Below are 13,918 nucleotides of genomic sequence, written 5' to 3'. Positions count from 1 at the left end.
GCGTGTACGGTCACAAGTCCTCACTCCTTCCGATCCCTGCGTTTCGTGCTCAAAAGTTCCAGTAGTGTGCACTCTACCGCCCAAGGCGGGCGAACATGCAAACTACGTCAAACTATGACAGTGGTTCGTAGGTGGTTACGACTGAACCGACTCACAGGCTTGGAAGAAGAAGTCACCTTCGGTCTCGCCATCGGTTTCGCGCATGAGCACGGCACTCTGCTGAATCGCCCACCACAGTTCAGGTGCCGAAATCCACGTCTTGCGCAGGTCCTCGCGCGTATCCGGGTCGTTCGCCAGCTTCTCAGCCGCCGCGCCAATCCGGTTTGCGCCTTCCGGGTCCGAACACTCCTTTTTCAATTCCTTATTCTTCGGAATCAGGCCAGGAATCTCGTCCGTATTCGTGGTCTTCACATCAAACGCGCTGTCACCCAGCTGTTCAGCTTCGAACGTGCCACGAATCCGGTAGAACCCAGGCGAGTTTTCGGAAATAGCTTTTTTATCGACCGTGACACTTACGGAGTCAGGGGTGTCGGGAGTGAGCGTCACACGGTCACTGTCACCCACCTCGGCGCCGGTGTGTACAACCACATCCACGTACACTGGCTTTTTGTCGCCAGCCGCCTTGGCGAGCGTGTCCCACAGGGGGTCGTTATCCCGCGACCCGCCGGGGGAGGCGTCAACCACGGTGAGTTCGGGGGTGTCGGCAGGTGCGGAGATGGAAGGCACGGGGTCGGGGCTACCAGTTTCGTAGCTGTTGCCCGGGCGTTCGGTCTGGTTGACGGCGCACGCTGACAGGGTAGTGAGCGCGGTGGCTACCAACGCCGAGGTCGCAAGAGTTTTAGCTGGAATCACGGCTACTCCTTTAGAGAGTGGGAAGGGGCCGGACAGGGCCGGTTGAGCTGATTCGGTTATGTGAGGTTGCGCGGGAACGGGCCTATGTGGGGCTGAACCCTGTTGATAACGAGCGTAGCAATTCTGCCAGTTTTCGTTTTTGAGCCTGGCTTAAGTTGGACAGCAGGGCGTGTTCGTGTTCGAGGAGTTCGGCGAGTGCGGTGTCGACTTTGGTTCGGCCCGAGGTGGTGAGCCGGACGTGGACCCCGCGGCGGTCTTGCGGGTCGGGGTGGCGGCTGACGAGCCCTCGGGAAACGAGGCGGTCAATCCGGTTGGTCATGGTGCCCGAGGTGACCATCATTTCGTTGACCAGAGTCGACGGGCTGAGTTCATAGGGTTCTCCGGCGCGACGCAGGGCAGAGAGGACGTCGAAAGCCCACACTTCAAGTCCGTGGGCTGCGAATGTTTCTTTGCGTGCTAGGTCCAGTTGCCGAGCCAGGCGCGAGACACGAGACAGAACAGCCATGGGTGTGACGTCTAGGTCTGGCCGTTCGCGTTCCCACGCGCTGACAATGAGATCAACCTCATCCATAGTGCAAGTCTAAGACATTTTAGGTTGGCATTAAGAATCTTTGTCATCAAGATATTTTGTGTGTGGTTTGGGTTTGGTTCGTTCGCGGTCAGTGCGTGAACGTGGTCTGGCCCGTGCGCCGCATCACATTTGCCCGCAAATTTTCGTCCAGCACCTGACATGAGCGCTAAAACGACTAGAGTGAGGAATTGGGCGTAGAACCAGCTTCTTTCTCGCTGGGTGGACGCGGTTCGCACAGTCGTGTGGGCAGGGCCCGCGGCGAGGACTAGGCTGGGATATGCGTAGGAGAACAACTTCCGCAAGGAAGTGGCCCAAATCTACAACTTAAGGAAATAGACGTGGATCTTTTCGAGTATCAGGCCCGCGACCTTTTCGAAAAGCACGGAGTGCCCGTGCTCAAGGCCAAGGTCGCATCAACCCCGGAAGAAGCACAGAAGGCAGCTGAAGAATTAGGCGGCGGTACGGTCGTCGTAAAGGCTCAGGTGAAGATCGGTGGTCGCGGTAAGGCCGGCGGTGTGAAGCTTGCTCACAACCCTGCTGAAGCCAAAGAGCGCGCAGAAGAAATCCTGGGGCTCGACATCAAAGGCCACATCACTCACAAGGTTATGATCGCCGAAGGTGCCGACATCGCTGAAGAATACTACTTCTCCGTGCTGTTGGACCGCGCGAACCGTACCTTCCTCGCAATGTGCTCGAAGGAAGGCGGAATGGACATTGAGACCCTCGCGGCTGAACGTCCTGAAGCCCTGGCTAAGGTTCCAGTAGACGCGATCGAAGGTATCGACGAAGCTAAAGCTAAGCAGATCGCTGAAGAAGCAGGCTTCGACGCAGAAACCGCTGGTCTGGTTGCACCTGTGCTGCAGCAGCTGTGGACCGTGTTCAAGGAAGAAGACGCAACGCTGGTCGAGGTTAACCCACTGGTTAAGACCGGGGACAACACGATCCTGGCGCTGGACGGAAAGGTGTCGCTGGACGACAACGCGTCATTCCGTCACGAAGAGCACGAAGAACTTCGCGACATCCAGGCTGAGGACCCACTGGAACTCAAGGCGAAGAAGCTCGACCTTAACTACGTCAAGCTCGACGGTGAGGTCGGTGTCATTGGTAACGGTGCTGGACTGGTGATGTCCACGCTGGACGTTGTTGCTTACGCCGGTGAAAAGCACGGTGGCGTGAAGCCAGCGAACTTCCTGGACATCGGTGGTGGAGCTTCCGCCGAGGTTATGGCCAACGGTCTGGACGTCATCCTCGGTGACGACCAGGTCAAGAGTGTGTTCGTGAACGTGTTCGGTGGAATTACCGCATGTGACCAGGTTGCTAACGGTGTCGTCAAGGCCCTGGAAATCCTGGGCGACAACGCCACCAAGCCACTGGTTGTGCGCCTGGACGGAAACGCTGTTGAAGAAGGCCGCGAAATCCTGGCAAACGCCAACCACCCACTCGTCACCACTGTCGACTCCATGGACGGTGGAGCCGACAAGGCCGCTGAACTGGCTGCTAAGTAACCCGGAAAGGACTTACACTCATGTCGATTTTCCTCAACAGTGAATCAAAGGTCATTGTCCAGGGTATTACCGGTGGTGAAGGAACCAAGCACACCGCACGTATGCTGGCAGCCGGCACCCAGATTCTGGGTGGTGTGAACGCTCGCAAGGCTGGCACCACGGTGTCCCACAAGGACAAAGACGGTAACGATGTAGAACTCCCAGTGTTCGCTTCCGTTGAAGAAGCAATGAAGGAAACTGGTGCAGACGTTTCGGTTGCGTTCGTGCCACCAGCGTTCTCCAAGGACGCAGCATTTGAAGCGATCGACGCTGGAATTGGCCTGCTGGTGATCATCACGGAAGGTATCCCAGTTCAGGACGCCGCTGAAATCTGGGCGCACGCAAGCGCAAAGGGCAACAAGACCCGCATCATTGGTCCTAACTGCCCAGGAATCATCTCACCTGAACAGTCACTGGCTGGAATTATCCCCGCGAACATCACCAAGCGCGGAAAGATCGGTCTTGTGTCCAAGTCGGGTACGCTGACCTACCAGCTCATGTACGAACTGCGTGACATCGGATTCTCGACCTGTATTGGTATCGGTGGTGACCCAGTTATTGGTACCACCCACATCGACGCAATCGCTGCGTTCCAGGAAGACCCTGAAACTGAAGCAATCGTGATGATTGGTGAAATCGGTGGTGACGCTGAAGAGCGTGCAGCCGACTACATCAAGGAGAACGTGACCAAGCCAGTCGTTGGTTACGTCGCAGGTTTCACCGCTCCAGAAGGTAAGACCATGGGTCACGCTGGTGCGATCGTCTCCGGTTCCTCAGGAACTGCTGAAGCAAAGAAGAAGGCTCTTGAAGCTGCAGGCGTGAAGGTGGGTAAGACCCCATCCGAAACCGCTGCACTCATGCGCGAACTTCTGGGCGCTTAAGTTGTTCTGACCGGCCTGTATGTGGGCCGTGAAAAGCGCGCCACCCCGTTGCGGGTGGCGCGCTTTTATTGTGCTTGTGTGGAGAGGGCGCGGTTCTATTTTCGAGGTGCTTTGACGCACAAAACTGGGGTAGTGGCCCGCGAAATGATGTTTTGTGCAATTGAGCCAAGGAGCAGTTTGCCCACGCGTGATCGCCGAGGTGTCCCAATGACGATCATGCGCACGTCGGGGAGGTCTTCTTCGAGTGCAAGTATCTCTTCTACTGCGTCGTTGCCACGGAGGTACTGGCGAACTTCGTGGGGTACACCTGTGGTGTCTAGGTGTTCGCGAAGGTTTTCGAGCTGTTGGGGAGTAGCGACCAAGGGGTCATCGACAGCCTCACCGACGCCGGCGTTGACGACGAAGAGGCTGTCGCCGGTGTCCTTCGCAATGCGTACCGCCGTGTCGACGGCAGACTTGCCTTGTGGCTTGGGTACGTAGCCCACAATGATCGTCACGGCGTTTCTCCTTTCGGCTCTATTAGCTTAGCGTGTTCGCTCATCGTCGCTGGGGGTCGAACGCTGCCGTGCTAGCCTCAACGTAACTGGCGTAGAGTTGGGCGGGAGATGAGCGAGTCTCACGACCACGTTGATGCGATTGTCGCAAACGCTGGAACGCAGTCAAACAGCTCGCTTGACCTCAAAGTGAACTACTTTGGCGCAATCGACACGATCAAGGCACTCCAACCTCTCCTCACCCAGTCGGAGGATCCACGGGTGGCCATTACCGCCTCGGCGGCATCACTGCAGCCCACCGACTACTCACTGGTGGAACTCCTCCTTGCCGGCGACCGCGAAAAGGCGGTAGCACCCGGCGTGGTTGAGACTCCGATGACGAAAGAGCTGTTGGCGTCGGAAGAAGGCCGGAAACTAGCGCTGGGCACCATGCCAGCGCCACTGAACGGGCCGGTGAAGCCAGATGGGGTTGCGCATGTGCTGGCGTTTGTGGTTTCGGCCGAGAACCGTTCCATGACCGGGCAGGTCTTGTACGTGGACGGTGGCTTTTAGATAGTGGAAAAGCAAAAGCCTCGCTAGCTGAGCTTGTCCAGTTTAGCGAGGCTTTTGAGGAATAATCCTGATCCGTACACCCCCCGGGACTCGAACCCGGAACCCACTGATTAAGAGTCAGTTGCTCTACCAATTGAGCTAGAGGTGCGCAACGAAAAACTACTTTACATGGTCGAACCCCAGATGGGAAATCGGAGAAAGCGGATTTTCGTCATTTGTGTGAGAAGTCACATTCGAGGGGTTTGGTTAGCGTGATGGCCGTGCAGGTTGCGGGTGTAAACACGCCTTGCCGGTGATTGGCCCTACAGGTAAAGCCCTGTCGAGCTGTCGTCTGGTTGATCGGCAATGCCGTGGACGTCCCTCTCACGAAGGAGAGTGAACGTACGCGCATCCAATTCCACCTCGGCCTGTTCTTCAGGGTCAAACAAAACAGAGTCACCCAGCGAGACCTGCCGCACCAACGGGCCGGTAGCAACTACCGTGCCCCACGCCAGCCGGCGCCCAACCCGGGCGGTAGCCGGAATGACAATCCCAGCCGATGACTTGCGTTCGCCTGATTCTTTATCTGGTTCAACGAGGAGACGGTCGTGCAACATGCGCACGGGGACTGACTCCAGGTTCGAACTGCGTGCCTGAGTGTCAGCCACGGCGTTACTTTTTGCGGGTAGCCAGGAAGGTGATCAGAGCGGCCGTGCCCAGGACGATGCCGCCAGCCAGTGCAAGGCGGTCGACTTTGGGGGAGCCGTCGCGGTTGATGACAATTCCTTTAGCTGAGTCAGTTGCGCGTGCGGCCAGGGCCTTGGGGTGAACCCGGCCAACAAGCTCGTCGATGTTGGCCGCGAGTCGCTGTTCACGCAGGCGGATCGATTCAATCAGTTGGTCTTTGTTTGCGTTATCTACAGTGACGTTAGACGTGTAAACGTTGCTCATGGTTTGAAGTTTACCTGGTGCGACCGACTATCGTGGAATGTGTTCTTCACAATATCTAAAAGGGGAGATGTACCATGCCACGTTTGGAAATCGGCGACGTTGCGCCTGAGTTCGAACTGCTCAATGCGCAGGGGGAGACGGTGAAGCTTTCGGACTTCGCTGGGTCGAAAGTGATCGTGTACTTCTACCCCAAAGCCATGACACCCGGCTGCACCACGCAGGCGTGCGACTTCCGCGACAACCTTGAAGCTCTTAAAGGCGCCGGGTACCAGGTGGTGGGGATTTCTCCTGACAAGCCCGAGTCGTTGCAGAAGTTCACTGACAAGGAAGGGCTGAACTTCACGTTGCTCAGCGACCCCGACAAGAAGGTGCTTGAAGAGTGGGGCGCGTTTGGCGAGAAGAAGAACTACGGCAAGGTTGTGCAGGGTGTTATCAGGTCCACGGTTGTGGTTGATGAGGCCGGCAAGGTCGAGCTGGCCAAGTACAACGTGAAGGCCACCGGGCACGTGGCGCGGATCCTGAAGGATGTTGGCCTGGCGTCGTAGGACGTAGATCGTAAGCCGTAACGGGCGCTGGCTGCGGCTTGGTGTTGCTGGGCGCGGGTGATTTTTGCTCGCGCTGGGTTTGCACTATGCTGGATAGGCGCGCGCGAGTGGCGGAATTGGTAGACGCGCTGGATTTAGGTTCCAGTGTCTTTTGACGTGAGGGTTCAAGTCCCTCCTCGCGTACTTTTGTGAAGTCTCGGGACATCGTTCACTCGATGTCCCGAGACTTTTTGTGTTTTGGGGTGTTGGTGTGTCGGGTCATCGTTCCCTTTTGTGCTGCAACCCAGTTACCCACCACAGGCGAGCTGCGTTTCGATTGTTGTGGTGGGTAACTGGCTGATTTTGGGCCGAAAACGTGAACAAAACGAACAAAATAGGCGTTTCCTCACCACCCTTGTTCGAGCGTTGTTGGGTAATCGGTTTCTAGAGTGGGCTCTCGACCGCTTTGTCTGAACAGCTCGTCGAAGTACGTAGAAATTAACGTCTAGAGACAGGGCTATGCGGTCAGGATCAATGCCAAGTGATGAGGTTGCGGGCCACCACAGCATCAAATTCAATGTTTAATTGACTATTCGAGTATTCCACTCAAAGGCCTCGTTACTAATTTAACTTTTGATTGGTTTAGTTGGGTGATCGTGTTAGTTAATTGAGAGTTTAATAAGGGAGTTATTGAACATTTGACGAGAGTGTGGGTTGTTCAGCAGTTTTTTGAAATTCATCGAAAAAAGTCATTAAAAGCTGAAAGTTGGGTGTATGCTTGTGGCGTGCGATTCACTAAGCGATAAATTTCTGCGCAGTGGACGCTGGGAGTGGATCGCCAGAAAAGGCTGAGGTTGAGGCCTCATTTACAACTCATGTAAAGGATCTATCTTCATGACTACGTTTTCGCGAACCGCACGGGCGGTTACAGTTGCGGCCGTTGTGGGCCTATCGATGGGTGTGTCTGCTCCGGCTGTCCTCGCCCAGCCTGTTGCACCTGCCCCAACCCAGGTTGCAAAAGCAAACATTGACTTCAGCAAGAAGGGATCGCTGACTCTCTTCAAGAAGAAGGGCGATGAATCCAACACTGAAGCAACCGGTAAGGAAATGCAGAATGTGCCGGGTGAGGCACTTCCAGGCGTTACATACAAAATCACTAAGCTGAACTTCAATCTCCAGACCGGTGACTGGACTAAGTTCCCGAAGACCGCAGCTGACGTCAAGGACACCGATAAGACCACCACGACCTATGAAAAGACAACATCAGGTCAGGGTGAAGCCAAGTTCTCGGACCTGCCACTGGGCATTTACCTGGTGGAAGAAACAAAGACCCCTGATGGGATTGTTTCCGGTGCTCCTTTCATCGTCTCTATCCCTATGGTGAACGAAGCTTCGGACGCGTGGAACTACGACGTCATCGCGTACCCCAAGAACTCGGAAACCAAGACCGAGAAGACCGTTAAGGATGCTGACAAGAACATCCAGGACGCCTACACCTACACCATCACCGCAGACGCTCCTAAGTGGGGCGAAGGAAAAAAGCTGACCGCCTTCCGCTTCGAGGACCAGCTGGACAAGCGCCTCGACTTCCAGAAGGTGACCGAGGTCAAGACCGGTAACACTGTTCTTCAGGCCGGTGACTACGAGGTCAACAAGCCTGCTGAAAACGGCAACAAGCTTGTGGTCAAGCTGACCGATGCCGGTCTAGCGAAGGTCAAGTCTGGCGACAAGCTCTCGCTGACCTTCGAAACGAAGCGCAAGGAAGTCGGCGACACCACGGAACTGAAGAACCAGGCTGACGTCATCTTCAACAACCCGAACACCGGCAACGAAGTCAAAAACAAGACCAATGAAGTTGTCACCTACCACGGCAAGCTCAAGGTCGTGAAGAAGGACGGCAAGGAAGCTAACAAGGTCCTTGAAGGCGCTGAATTCGAGCTCTACCAGTGCACCTCGGCCTCTGACCTCGGCGCAAAGGTGACCGTAAAGAACGTTTCCAAGTGGACCACCGGTGCTGACGGAACCTTCAGCATTGACGGTCTGCACGTCACGGACTTCGAAGATAACAAGGAAGCACCGGCGACCAAGAAGTTCTGCCTGAAGGAAACCAAAGCTCCAGCAGGTTACGAACTTCCGAAGGAAAACGTCACGGTGATCGACTTCACCCGTGAAAACATCGCAAAGACTGGTGAATACGAAGGGGACGACAAAGTCACCCTCGTATCCCAGATCGACAACATCAAGCGAGACACCCCGAACCTGCCAATGACCGGTGGAGCCGGTGTCGGAATCTTGGGTGCAATCGGTGCCCTGATCGCCGGTGCCGGTGTGTGGTTCGCACGCCGCAACGCAAAGAAAGCGCAGGCCGAGTAACACCTCGGGCACATCAGGGGCCAACACGGCACTCTGACGCACGGGATAGTACGTGCGGTAATGCACGTACTATCCCGTCCACTCCACTTTTCATGACATCTTTAGGGACCTTTCCGTGGGCAAGCACTCAGCGTCAACTCTGAAGCGAGTTGCACCAAAACGGCAGACTGCCAAAGCAAAGAAGAACCTTTTGCTCATGCCTGCCATCGTGGTGATTCTGGGGCTACTGGTGATGATGTACCCAGTAGTATCCACGGCATGGAACAACTACGGAACTTCGAAAGCTGCGCAAGAATACGCAAAGCTCGAAAAGTCCGTGCCTCAAGAAGTCAAAGACAAAAAGTGGGAAGACGCGCACAACTACAATGAGCGCCGCACCACTGGACCAATTCTGGACCCATGGCTCAACCGCATTCACCCCGACAACCCCGAGTACGGCTATTACTTGGACCAGTTGAACAAAAACGAGGCAATGGCGCGGTTCATCTTTCCGGCCATCGACGCAGATTTGCCCGTGTACCACGGGACCGCAGACGATACGTTGCAGCGCGGTCTGGGACACCTTTATGGATCGGACCTGCCGGTTGGGGGAAGCGGAACTCATTCAGTCATTACCGGACACACTGGATTGTCGAACGCCACCATGTTCGACAACCTCGTCAAAGCGCAGAAAGGTGATGTCTTTTATGTGCAAGTGTCCGGTCACAAATTGAAGTACGAAGTCGACCAGATCAAGGTGGTTCGTCCAGACGAAACGGATGATCTACGTGCTGTCGAAGGACAGGACTACATCACGTTGATCACCTGCACGCCGTACGGGATCAACTCGCACCGACTGTTGGTCCGAGGCCACCAAGTGCCCATGGACGAATCTGAAGACACTGTCTTCGATCAGAACCATGCGTCGAACTGGCAATGGTGGATGTACGCACTGGTAGCGGTTGCCATTACGATCGCGATCGCTTTTTCATGGTGGCTGTGGCGTCAGCGGAATGCCACGCGCCGCAACGACAACAAAACGGGAACAGCTTCGACGGCCGAAGCAGGCACCACTGCTGACGAGGAACCAAGCAGTGAGCCGAACGAAGGCGAAACACCGTCTTCACAAACGGGTAGATAGTTTTAGTAGGTAAGCAACGATGAAGAAAAATGCAGTGTCATTGCGGAAACTGACCGCGCTGCTTCTTGTCGCGTGCTCTATGGTTTTTGCCTTCAGCACGGCAGGTGCCAGTGCTGCTTTTGGTGCAAAAGTCGTGGGAAGTCCAGAAACTGCAAACGGCGACGGAACCAACATCATAAAAATCACGCTCAGTCCTGGAAACCCAAACGATGATCACACGCCACCGCGTGGTTCAGTAGCTGGTGTGACCATTCACCTGGACCGCCTCCGAGGTGTGTCAGCGTCTGATGAAAACGACCGCAGCCGTATTGAAGGTGCCTCTATTGGCGAGATTTCGTCGTGGCCCAAAGACCGGTCCTTCAGCAAAACCACTGATCAAAACGGGACAGTGAAGTTCGCCGGGTTGCCCAAGGGTATCTACCTGGTCACGTCATCTGTTCCCAATGACTCCTACCGGGCTATTAACTCATTCCTCGTTTCCGTACCTTTCTACGGAAGTTCAAAGGGAACCAGCCCGGTTGAAGGTGTCATCGTCGCCAAAACACACACACCCGCGGAAACTCCGCCACCGCCTCGGGAAAATGAGACCCCACCACCGGGGCCAACCCCGCAGTCACCGGAAACGGACACACCGGAACCTCCAGGAAAGCCGGGGGATGAGCCCCGGGGGAGCGACCAACCACTGCCCGTCACAGGTGCCCAGGTGGCAGTGCTTGTGCTGGTAGCCGCGGGTCTCATTGGTTCCGGATTCATCATCATCCTTGTGAGTAAAAGAAAGTCTGAAGGTGGGAAGAAATGATGCACGCACTTCCATTCCGCCTGTCGAAGAAACAGCACGTGGTTATACGCCTGCTGGCTGTGTTCGCCGTGCTGGCAGCACTCATCGCCAACGCGCTCGCAGTAATTCCAGGTGCCACTCCGGCGCAGGCGCAGACTCAGGCGATTCCTGTTAGCCCAGCGAAACAGGACTTTTCGAACACTGCTACACAGAACACCTACAAATTCACCGTCGACGCTGACGCAACAATGAACAGCCTCGACTTCAACGTCACCGGCAACTACTACTTGCTTGAGTACGACCTCATGGTGAACGGAAAGAGCCTGAAGAACGAGACTTTTGCTTCGTCTCAAAAGCTGCCGTATTCCAAGACGGTCAGCGGCCTGAACACCACCCTGAAAAAGGGTGACAAGATCGACCTGTACTTGAGTTTCAACTATCCCAAGGAAAAGGGCACGGTCTCAATAACCCCGAAGGGCACCGTGGGCGGCACCACTCCGACTCCGACTCAACCAACACCCACGCCGACGCCGACTCCAACCCCTACTCCGGATCCGTCGGACAAAACCGTGACGCCGGCAGCGCCCACAGCGGTAGATCCTGCCACTGCTCCTCAATGTGTCGAAAAGGGCTACATCAACATTCCTGGCACACAGGGTGTTGACTACTACATTGGGGGTCAGAAGGAATCTGCCGGGCAGCATTTCTTCGAGGGGACAAAGCCCGCCACCGTCAAGGTCACGGCCAAGGCACAGTCTGGCTACCAGATTGCTTCTGGAGCTACGACTGAGTGGTCGTTCAACATGAGTGGCCAGGTGAAAAGTTGCTCGGGTGATCCCACCCCACCGCCAGACGGTCGCACATTCAAAGCCACTGGACATGGATTCTCACTGCAGGGTGACCCGGTTGCCCCAAACAGGCCCGACACGTTTACAGCAAGAGTCGGTGAGGACGCGAAGCTGAACTACATCACGGTGCGCATTAAAACCGACGCTACGTTCCTCGACCCGCAGCATTATCAGCTGACGGTCGACAAGATCGAAGACGGCGTGACGCTGCAGAAGCGCAACGTCAATATCGGCGACGGCTACATCACGATGGATGTCGTGCCAGTGAAGGACGGTAAGCAGGTCGACTCGGCATTTCTGCCCAAAGACGCAGTGTTCACGTTCACCAACAACCTCGCTCAGAACAAGAAGCTGGAAGTTGAGCTCGACGCTTACGGGACGGAGTCTTCAGATCCCACTGACCCAGGTATCATTTCACCGCCTGACGGAGCGAAATGGGTTCACGGGCGCGTTGCAAACCCTCAAATTCCTATGAGCTGTGGCCTGCGCATCGCGGTTGTCGCTGACCTGTCGACGTCGTTGAGCTACGCGGACAATGCGAACGGTTTCGATGAGTCGAAGAAAGCTACAAACGCCTTTATCGACGCGCTCGCTGGCACTTCCGCTGAACTCGGTCTTTACAACTTTGCGAGCTCCGCACCGGCGAATGCCCCTGGCTCCACGCACGGCAATAACCCGCCGTACATTTCCATGCTGACGCAAGACGGGGTCACACAAGCTAAACGCGTGGTGTCGAACTGGAACTATAACGCGAACAATAGTGCGACGAACTGGCAAGCTGGTTTGCAGCAGGTCAAAGCTGGAAACTATGACGTGGTTTATTTCATTACGGATGGTATGCCTACCATGTCGTCCACGATCAAGAGCAAAGGAATCGGTGGAGAGTTCGTTCAGGCAAGTGCACTTAACGATGCAATTGATGCAGCGAACGAGCTCAAAGCTTCTGGTACGCGCGTTGTTCCGCTCATGGTCGACCTGACACTTGGTGGTCGAACCAGCCAACGCCCTGTTGTGACGAATGATCTGGTGCTCAAAGACGCCAAGCGCATTGCCTGGACAGCAGATCCGGGTCAAGCTCCAGGTTTGTATTACAAAATTCGAAGTGATATCCCGAAGGCTATACACGCCAACTACATCGGCACCGACACTTTGGCGAATCTGAAAATGGCGTACGACGCGGCCGGCAGCCAGACCCTTCAGGTGTTTGAGCGCCTGCCTAATGGGAGGCAGGAGACGGTCACTCTCGATCAATCGAGGTGGACGTACGGTACACGTGACGTGAAGCTGATGGGCGAAGACATCTCCGGCGAAGGAGATACTGTTCGAGTCAAGAACTACAGCGGACTGGCCGCTCAGATGAAGTCGATCGCTCAGGACCTAACCAAGAAGTGCGGTGGCGAAGTGATCGTCAAGAAGCGCATCGTCGATGAGAACGGCAAGGTTTTGTCCGATGGTGAGCCAGGCTGGGAGTTCACCCTGTCGGCTAACGGCCAAAAGGCCATTGATCCTGGAAATGGTGAACTCGTCACCCAGTGGCGCAAAGCCACCTCATGGAGGGAAGGGGACAAGGGAACCGCACGCTGGGGAATCCAGAGTGAAACGGCGCAGGATCTTACGCTAACCGAAACACAGCAGGCAGGCTATACGCTGTTTAAACGTGATAGCAAGAATGCCGTCTGTCAGGAAACCCGCGATGGCAAAACCACGCCACTTGATGTTCAAAATGATGGCGAGTTCGGCTTTAAAGTGCGAATGAACGAGAAAGACAAGGTGCTGTCGCGCGTGTCCTGTGTGGTTGATAATTACAAAACACCTGAAACACCGCCTGGAAAACTGACCTTTAAGAAAGCTGAGTACCAGAACGGGAACATTGTCGAACTGTCGGGACTCGGTGGCGCGAGCTTTGAGATCTATCCGTCGAAGGACGGCAAGCCAGACTTCAGCGCAGGAAAACCGCTCTACACCATTAAGCCAGGTCAAGAATCAATTGAAGTGAAAACGACAGGTACGTTCTTCTTGGTCGAAACCAAAGCGCCTAATGGTCTGAATCTTTTGCCAAAGCCAGTTCCCTTTGAGATTGCGTTTGATAAGGACGCCAACGCATACAAAATCTCTACAGTGGGTAATAGCAACACGCAAATTAGAACATCAGGATCTGGCGATTCCATGTTGATGCTTGTCGCAGACACTGCGTCGGGAAAGCTTCCCAAGACGGGCGGTCACGGGGTGTTGGCCTGGGGTTTGGGCGGCCTGGTGTTGGTCTGCGGTGGTGCGCTTTGGATGCGCCGTTGCAGGTTGTGACCATGTTGTGACCATGCGTCCGGTTCGTAGCTGACCCGGTTACACGCTGTGGCCCGTTTCCCTAAACGGGGGCGGGTCTTTGCGTTTCCGGAAAGTTGCCGAGTGAGAGGTTTGGGCGGTTTGTCTCGTTTCTTTACAAAGCTCAGCTCA

Annotated in this window: 13 protein-coding genes and 2 tRNA genes; 9 read left to right on the top strand and 6 right to left on the bottom strand. The window is 55.4% G+C overall.

Going from position 1 to position 13,918, the window contains the following annotated elements; genetic code table 11:
* Window positions 1–135 precede the first annotated feature (135 nt).
* Together MHX53_RS03785 and MHX53_RS03780 are read right to left on the bottom strand one after the other, a co-directional pair.
* Entirely contained in the window at window positions 136–852 is a 717-nt protein-coding gene (locus MHX53_RS03785; RefSeq protein ID WP_239271337.1) for a hypothetical protein, read from the bottom strand.
* 82 nt (window positions 853–934) lie between these two features.
* A complete protein-coding gene (locus tag MHX53_RS03780) occupies window positions 935–1,423 on the bottom strand; it encodes a MarR family transcriptional regulator (RefSeq protein WP_239271336.1) in 489 nt (162 codons plus the stop codon).
* Window positions 1,424–1,761: 338 nt separating this feature from the next.
* On the opposite strand from MHX53_RS03780, the gene sucC reads away from it, so the two are divergent.
* Both sucC and sucD read left to right on the top strand, forming a co-directional pair.
* Window positions 1,762–2,928 carry an ADP-forming succinate--CoA ligase subunit beta gene (sucC, locus tag MHX53_RS03775; protein WP_239271335.1) on the top strand — a complete coding sequence of 389 codons (1,167 nt, stop codon included), beginning with the start codon at window positions 1,762–1,764 and terminating at the stop codon, window positions 2,926–2,928.
* A 20-nt stretch (window positions 2,929–2,948) separates the two neighbouring features.
* Window positions 2,949–3,848, top strand: a complete 900-nt coding sequence (gene sucD, locus MHX53_RS03770; RefSeq protein WP_239271334.1) for a succinate--CoA ligase subunit alpha — start codon at window positions 2,949–2,951, stop codon at window positions 3,846–3,848.
* 95 nt (window positions 3,849–3,943) lie between these two features.
* Here sucD and MHX53_RS03765 read toward each other — a convergent pair whose 3' ends face one another.
* Window positions 3,944–4,345: a universal stress protein gene (locus MHX53_RS03765; RefSeq protein ID WP_239271333.1), complete on the bottom strand. Its 402-nt coding sequence runs from the start codon at window positions 4,343–4,345 to the stop codon at window positions 3,944–3,946.
* A gap of 108 nt (window positions 4,346–4,453) precedes the next feature.
* Here MHX53_RS03765 and MHX53_RS03760 point away from each other — a divergent pair, with 108 nt between their 5' ends.
* On the top strand, window positions 4,454–4,894 hold the full coding sequence (locus MHX53_RS03760; RefSeq protein ID WP_239271332.1) for an SDR family oxidoreductase: 441 nt from the start codon (window positions 4,454–4,456) through the stop codon (window positions 4,892–4,894).
* A gap of 75 nt (window positions 4,895–4,969) precedes the next feature.
* Here MHX53_RS03760 and MHX53_RS03755 read toward each other — a convergent pair.
* From MHX53_RS03755 to MHX53_RS03745, 3 genes are all read right to left on the bottom strand, one after another.
* A tRNA-Lys gene (locus tag MHX53_RS03755) sits at window positions 4,970–5,042 on the bottom strand.
* Between the two features lie 154 nt (window positions 5,043–5,196).
* On the bottom strand, window positions 5,197–5,541 hold the full coding sequence (locus MHX53_RS03750) for a co-chaperone GroES (protein ID WP_239271331.1): 345 nt from the start codon (window positions 5,539–5,541) through the stop codon (window positions 5,197–5,199).
* 4 nt (window positions 5,542–5,545) lie between these two features.
* Entirely contained in the window at window positions 5,546–5,824 is a 279-nt protein-coding gene (locus MHX53_RS03745; RefSeq protein ID WP_102238610.1) for a DUF3618 domain-containing protein, read from the bottom strand.
* 74 nt (window positions 5,825–5,898) lie between these two features.
* Between MHX53_RS03745 and bcp the strand changes: the two genes are divergently transcribed.
* The 6 genes from bcp to MHX53_RS03715 all read left to right on the top strand — a co-directional run bounded on the left by bcp (window position 5,899) and on the right by MHX53_RS03715 (window position 13,768).
* A complete protein-coding gene (gene bcp / locus MHX53_RS03740) occupies window positions 5,899–6,369 on the top strand; it encodes a thioredoxin-dependent thiol peroxidase (protein ID WP_239271330.1) in 471 nt (156 codons plus the stop codon).
* Window positions 6,370–6,470: 101 nt separating this feature from the next.
* Window positions 6,471–6,552, top strand: a tRNA-Leu gene (locus MHX53_RS03735).
* A 690-nt stretch (window positions 6,553–7,242) separates the two neighbouring features.
* On the top strand, window positions 7,243–8,721 hold the full coding sequence (locus MHX53_RS03730) for a SpaH/EbpB family LPXTG-anchored major pilin (protein ID WP_239271329.1): 1,479 nt from the start codon (window positions 7,243–7,245) through the stop codon (window positions 8,719–8,721).
* Window positions 8,722–8,836: 115 nt separating this feature from the next.
* Window positions 8,837–9,841 carry a class C sortase gene (locus tag MHX53_RS03725; protein ID WP_293849559.1) on the top strand — a complete coding sequence of 335 codons (1,005 nt, stop codon included), beginning with the start codon at window positions 8,837–8,839 and terminating at the stop codon, window positions 9,839–9,841.
* A 19-nt stretch (window positions 9,842–9,860) separates the two neighbouring features.
* Entirely contained in the window at window positions 9,861–10,640 is a 780-nt protein-coding gene (locus tag MHX53_RS03720; protein WP_239271328.1) for a hypothetical protein, read from the top strand.
* On the top strand, window positions 10,637–13,768 hold the full coding sequence (locus tag MHX53_RS03715) for a SpaA isopeptide-forming pilin-related protein (protein ID WP_275433534.1): 3,132 nt from the start codon (window positions 10,637–10,639) through the stop codon (window positions 13,766–13,768). Before MHX53_RS03720 ends, MHX53_RS03715 begins: the two co-directional genes overlap by 4 nt.
* Window positions 13,769–13,918: the final 150 nt, after the last annotated feature.

It is taken from the genome of Brevibacterium sp. ACRRH (assembly GCF_022346365.1).
Taxonomy (GTDB): Bacteria; Actinomycetota; Actinomycetes; order Actinomycetales; family Brevibacteriaceae; genus Brevibacterium; species Brevibacterium paucivorans.
Note: the sequence above shows the minus strand (reverse complement) of the source record. Positions and strands in the feature narration are given on the sequence as shown.

Excerpts from the sequence above, each read along its gene's own strand:
- MHX53_RS03730 (WP_239271329.1), top strand. The coding sequence starts at position 7,243 with ATGACTACGTTTTCGCGAACCGCACGGGCGGTTACAGTTGCGGCCGTT.
- sucD (WP_239271334.1), top strand. The coding sequence starts at position 2,949 with ATGTCGATTTTCCTCAACAGTGAATCAAAGGTCATTGTCCAGGGTATT.
- bcp (WP_239271330.1), top strand. The coding sequence starts at position 5,899 with ATGCCACGTTTGGAAATCGGCGACGTTGCGCCTGAGTTCGAACTGCTC.
- MHX53_RS03780 (WP_239271336.1), bottom strand. The coding sequence starts at position 1,423 with ATGGATGAGGTTGATCTCATTGTCAGCGCGTGGGAACGCGAACGGCCA.
- MHX53_RS03745 (WP_102238610.1), bottom strand. The coding sequence starts at position 5,824 with ATGAGCAACGTTTACACGTCTAACGTCACTGTAGATAACGCAAACAAA.
- MHX53_RS03760 (WP_239271332.1), top strand. The coding sequence starts at position 4,454 with ATGAGCGAGTCTCACGACCACGTTGATGCGATTGTCGCAAACGCTGGA.
- MHX53_RS03715 (WP_275433534.1), top strand. The coding sequence starts at position 10,637 with ATGATGCACGCACTTCCATTCCGCCTGTCGAAGAAACAGCACGTGGTT.
- MHX53_RS03720 (WP_239271328.1), top strand. The coding sequence starts at position 9,861 with ATGAAGAAAAATGCAGTGTCATTGCGGAAACTGACCGCGCTGCTTCTT.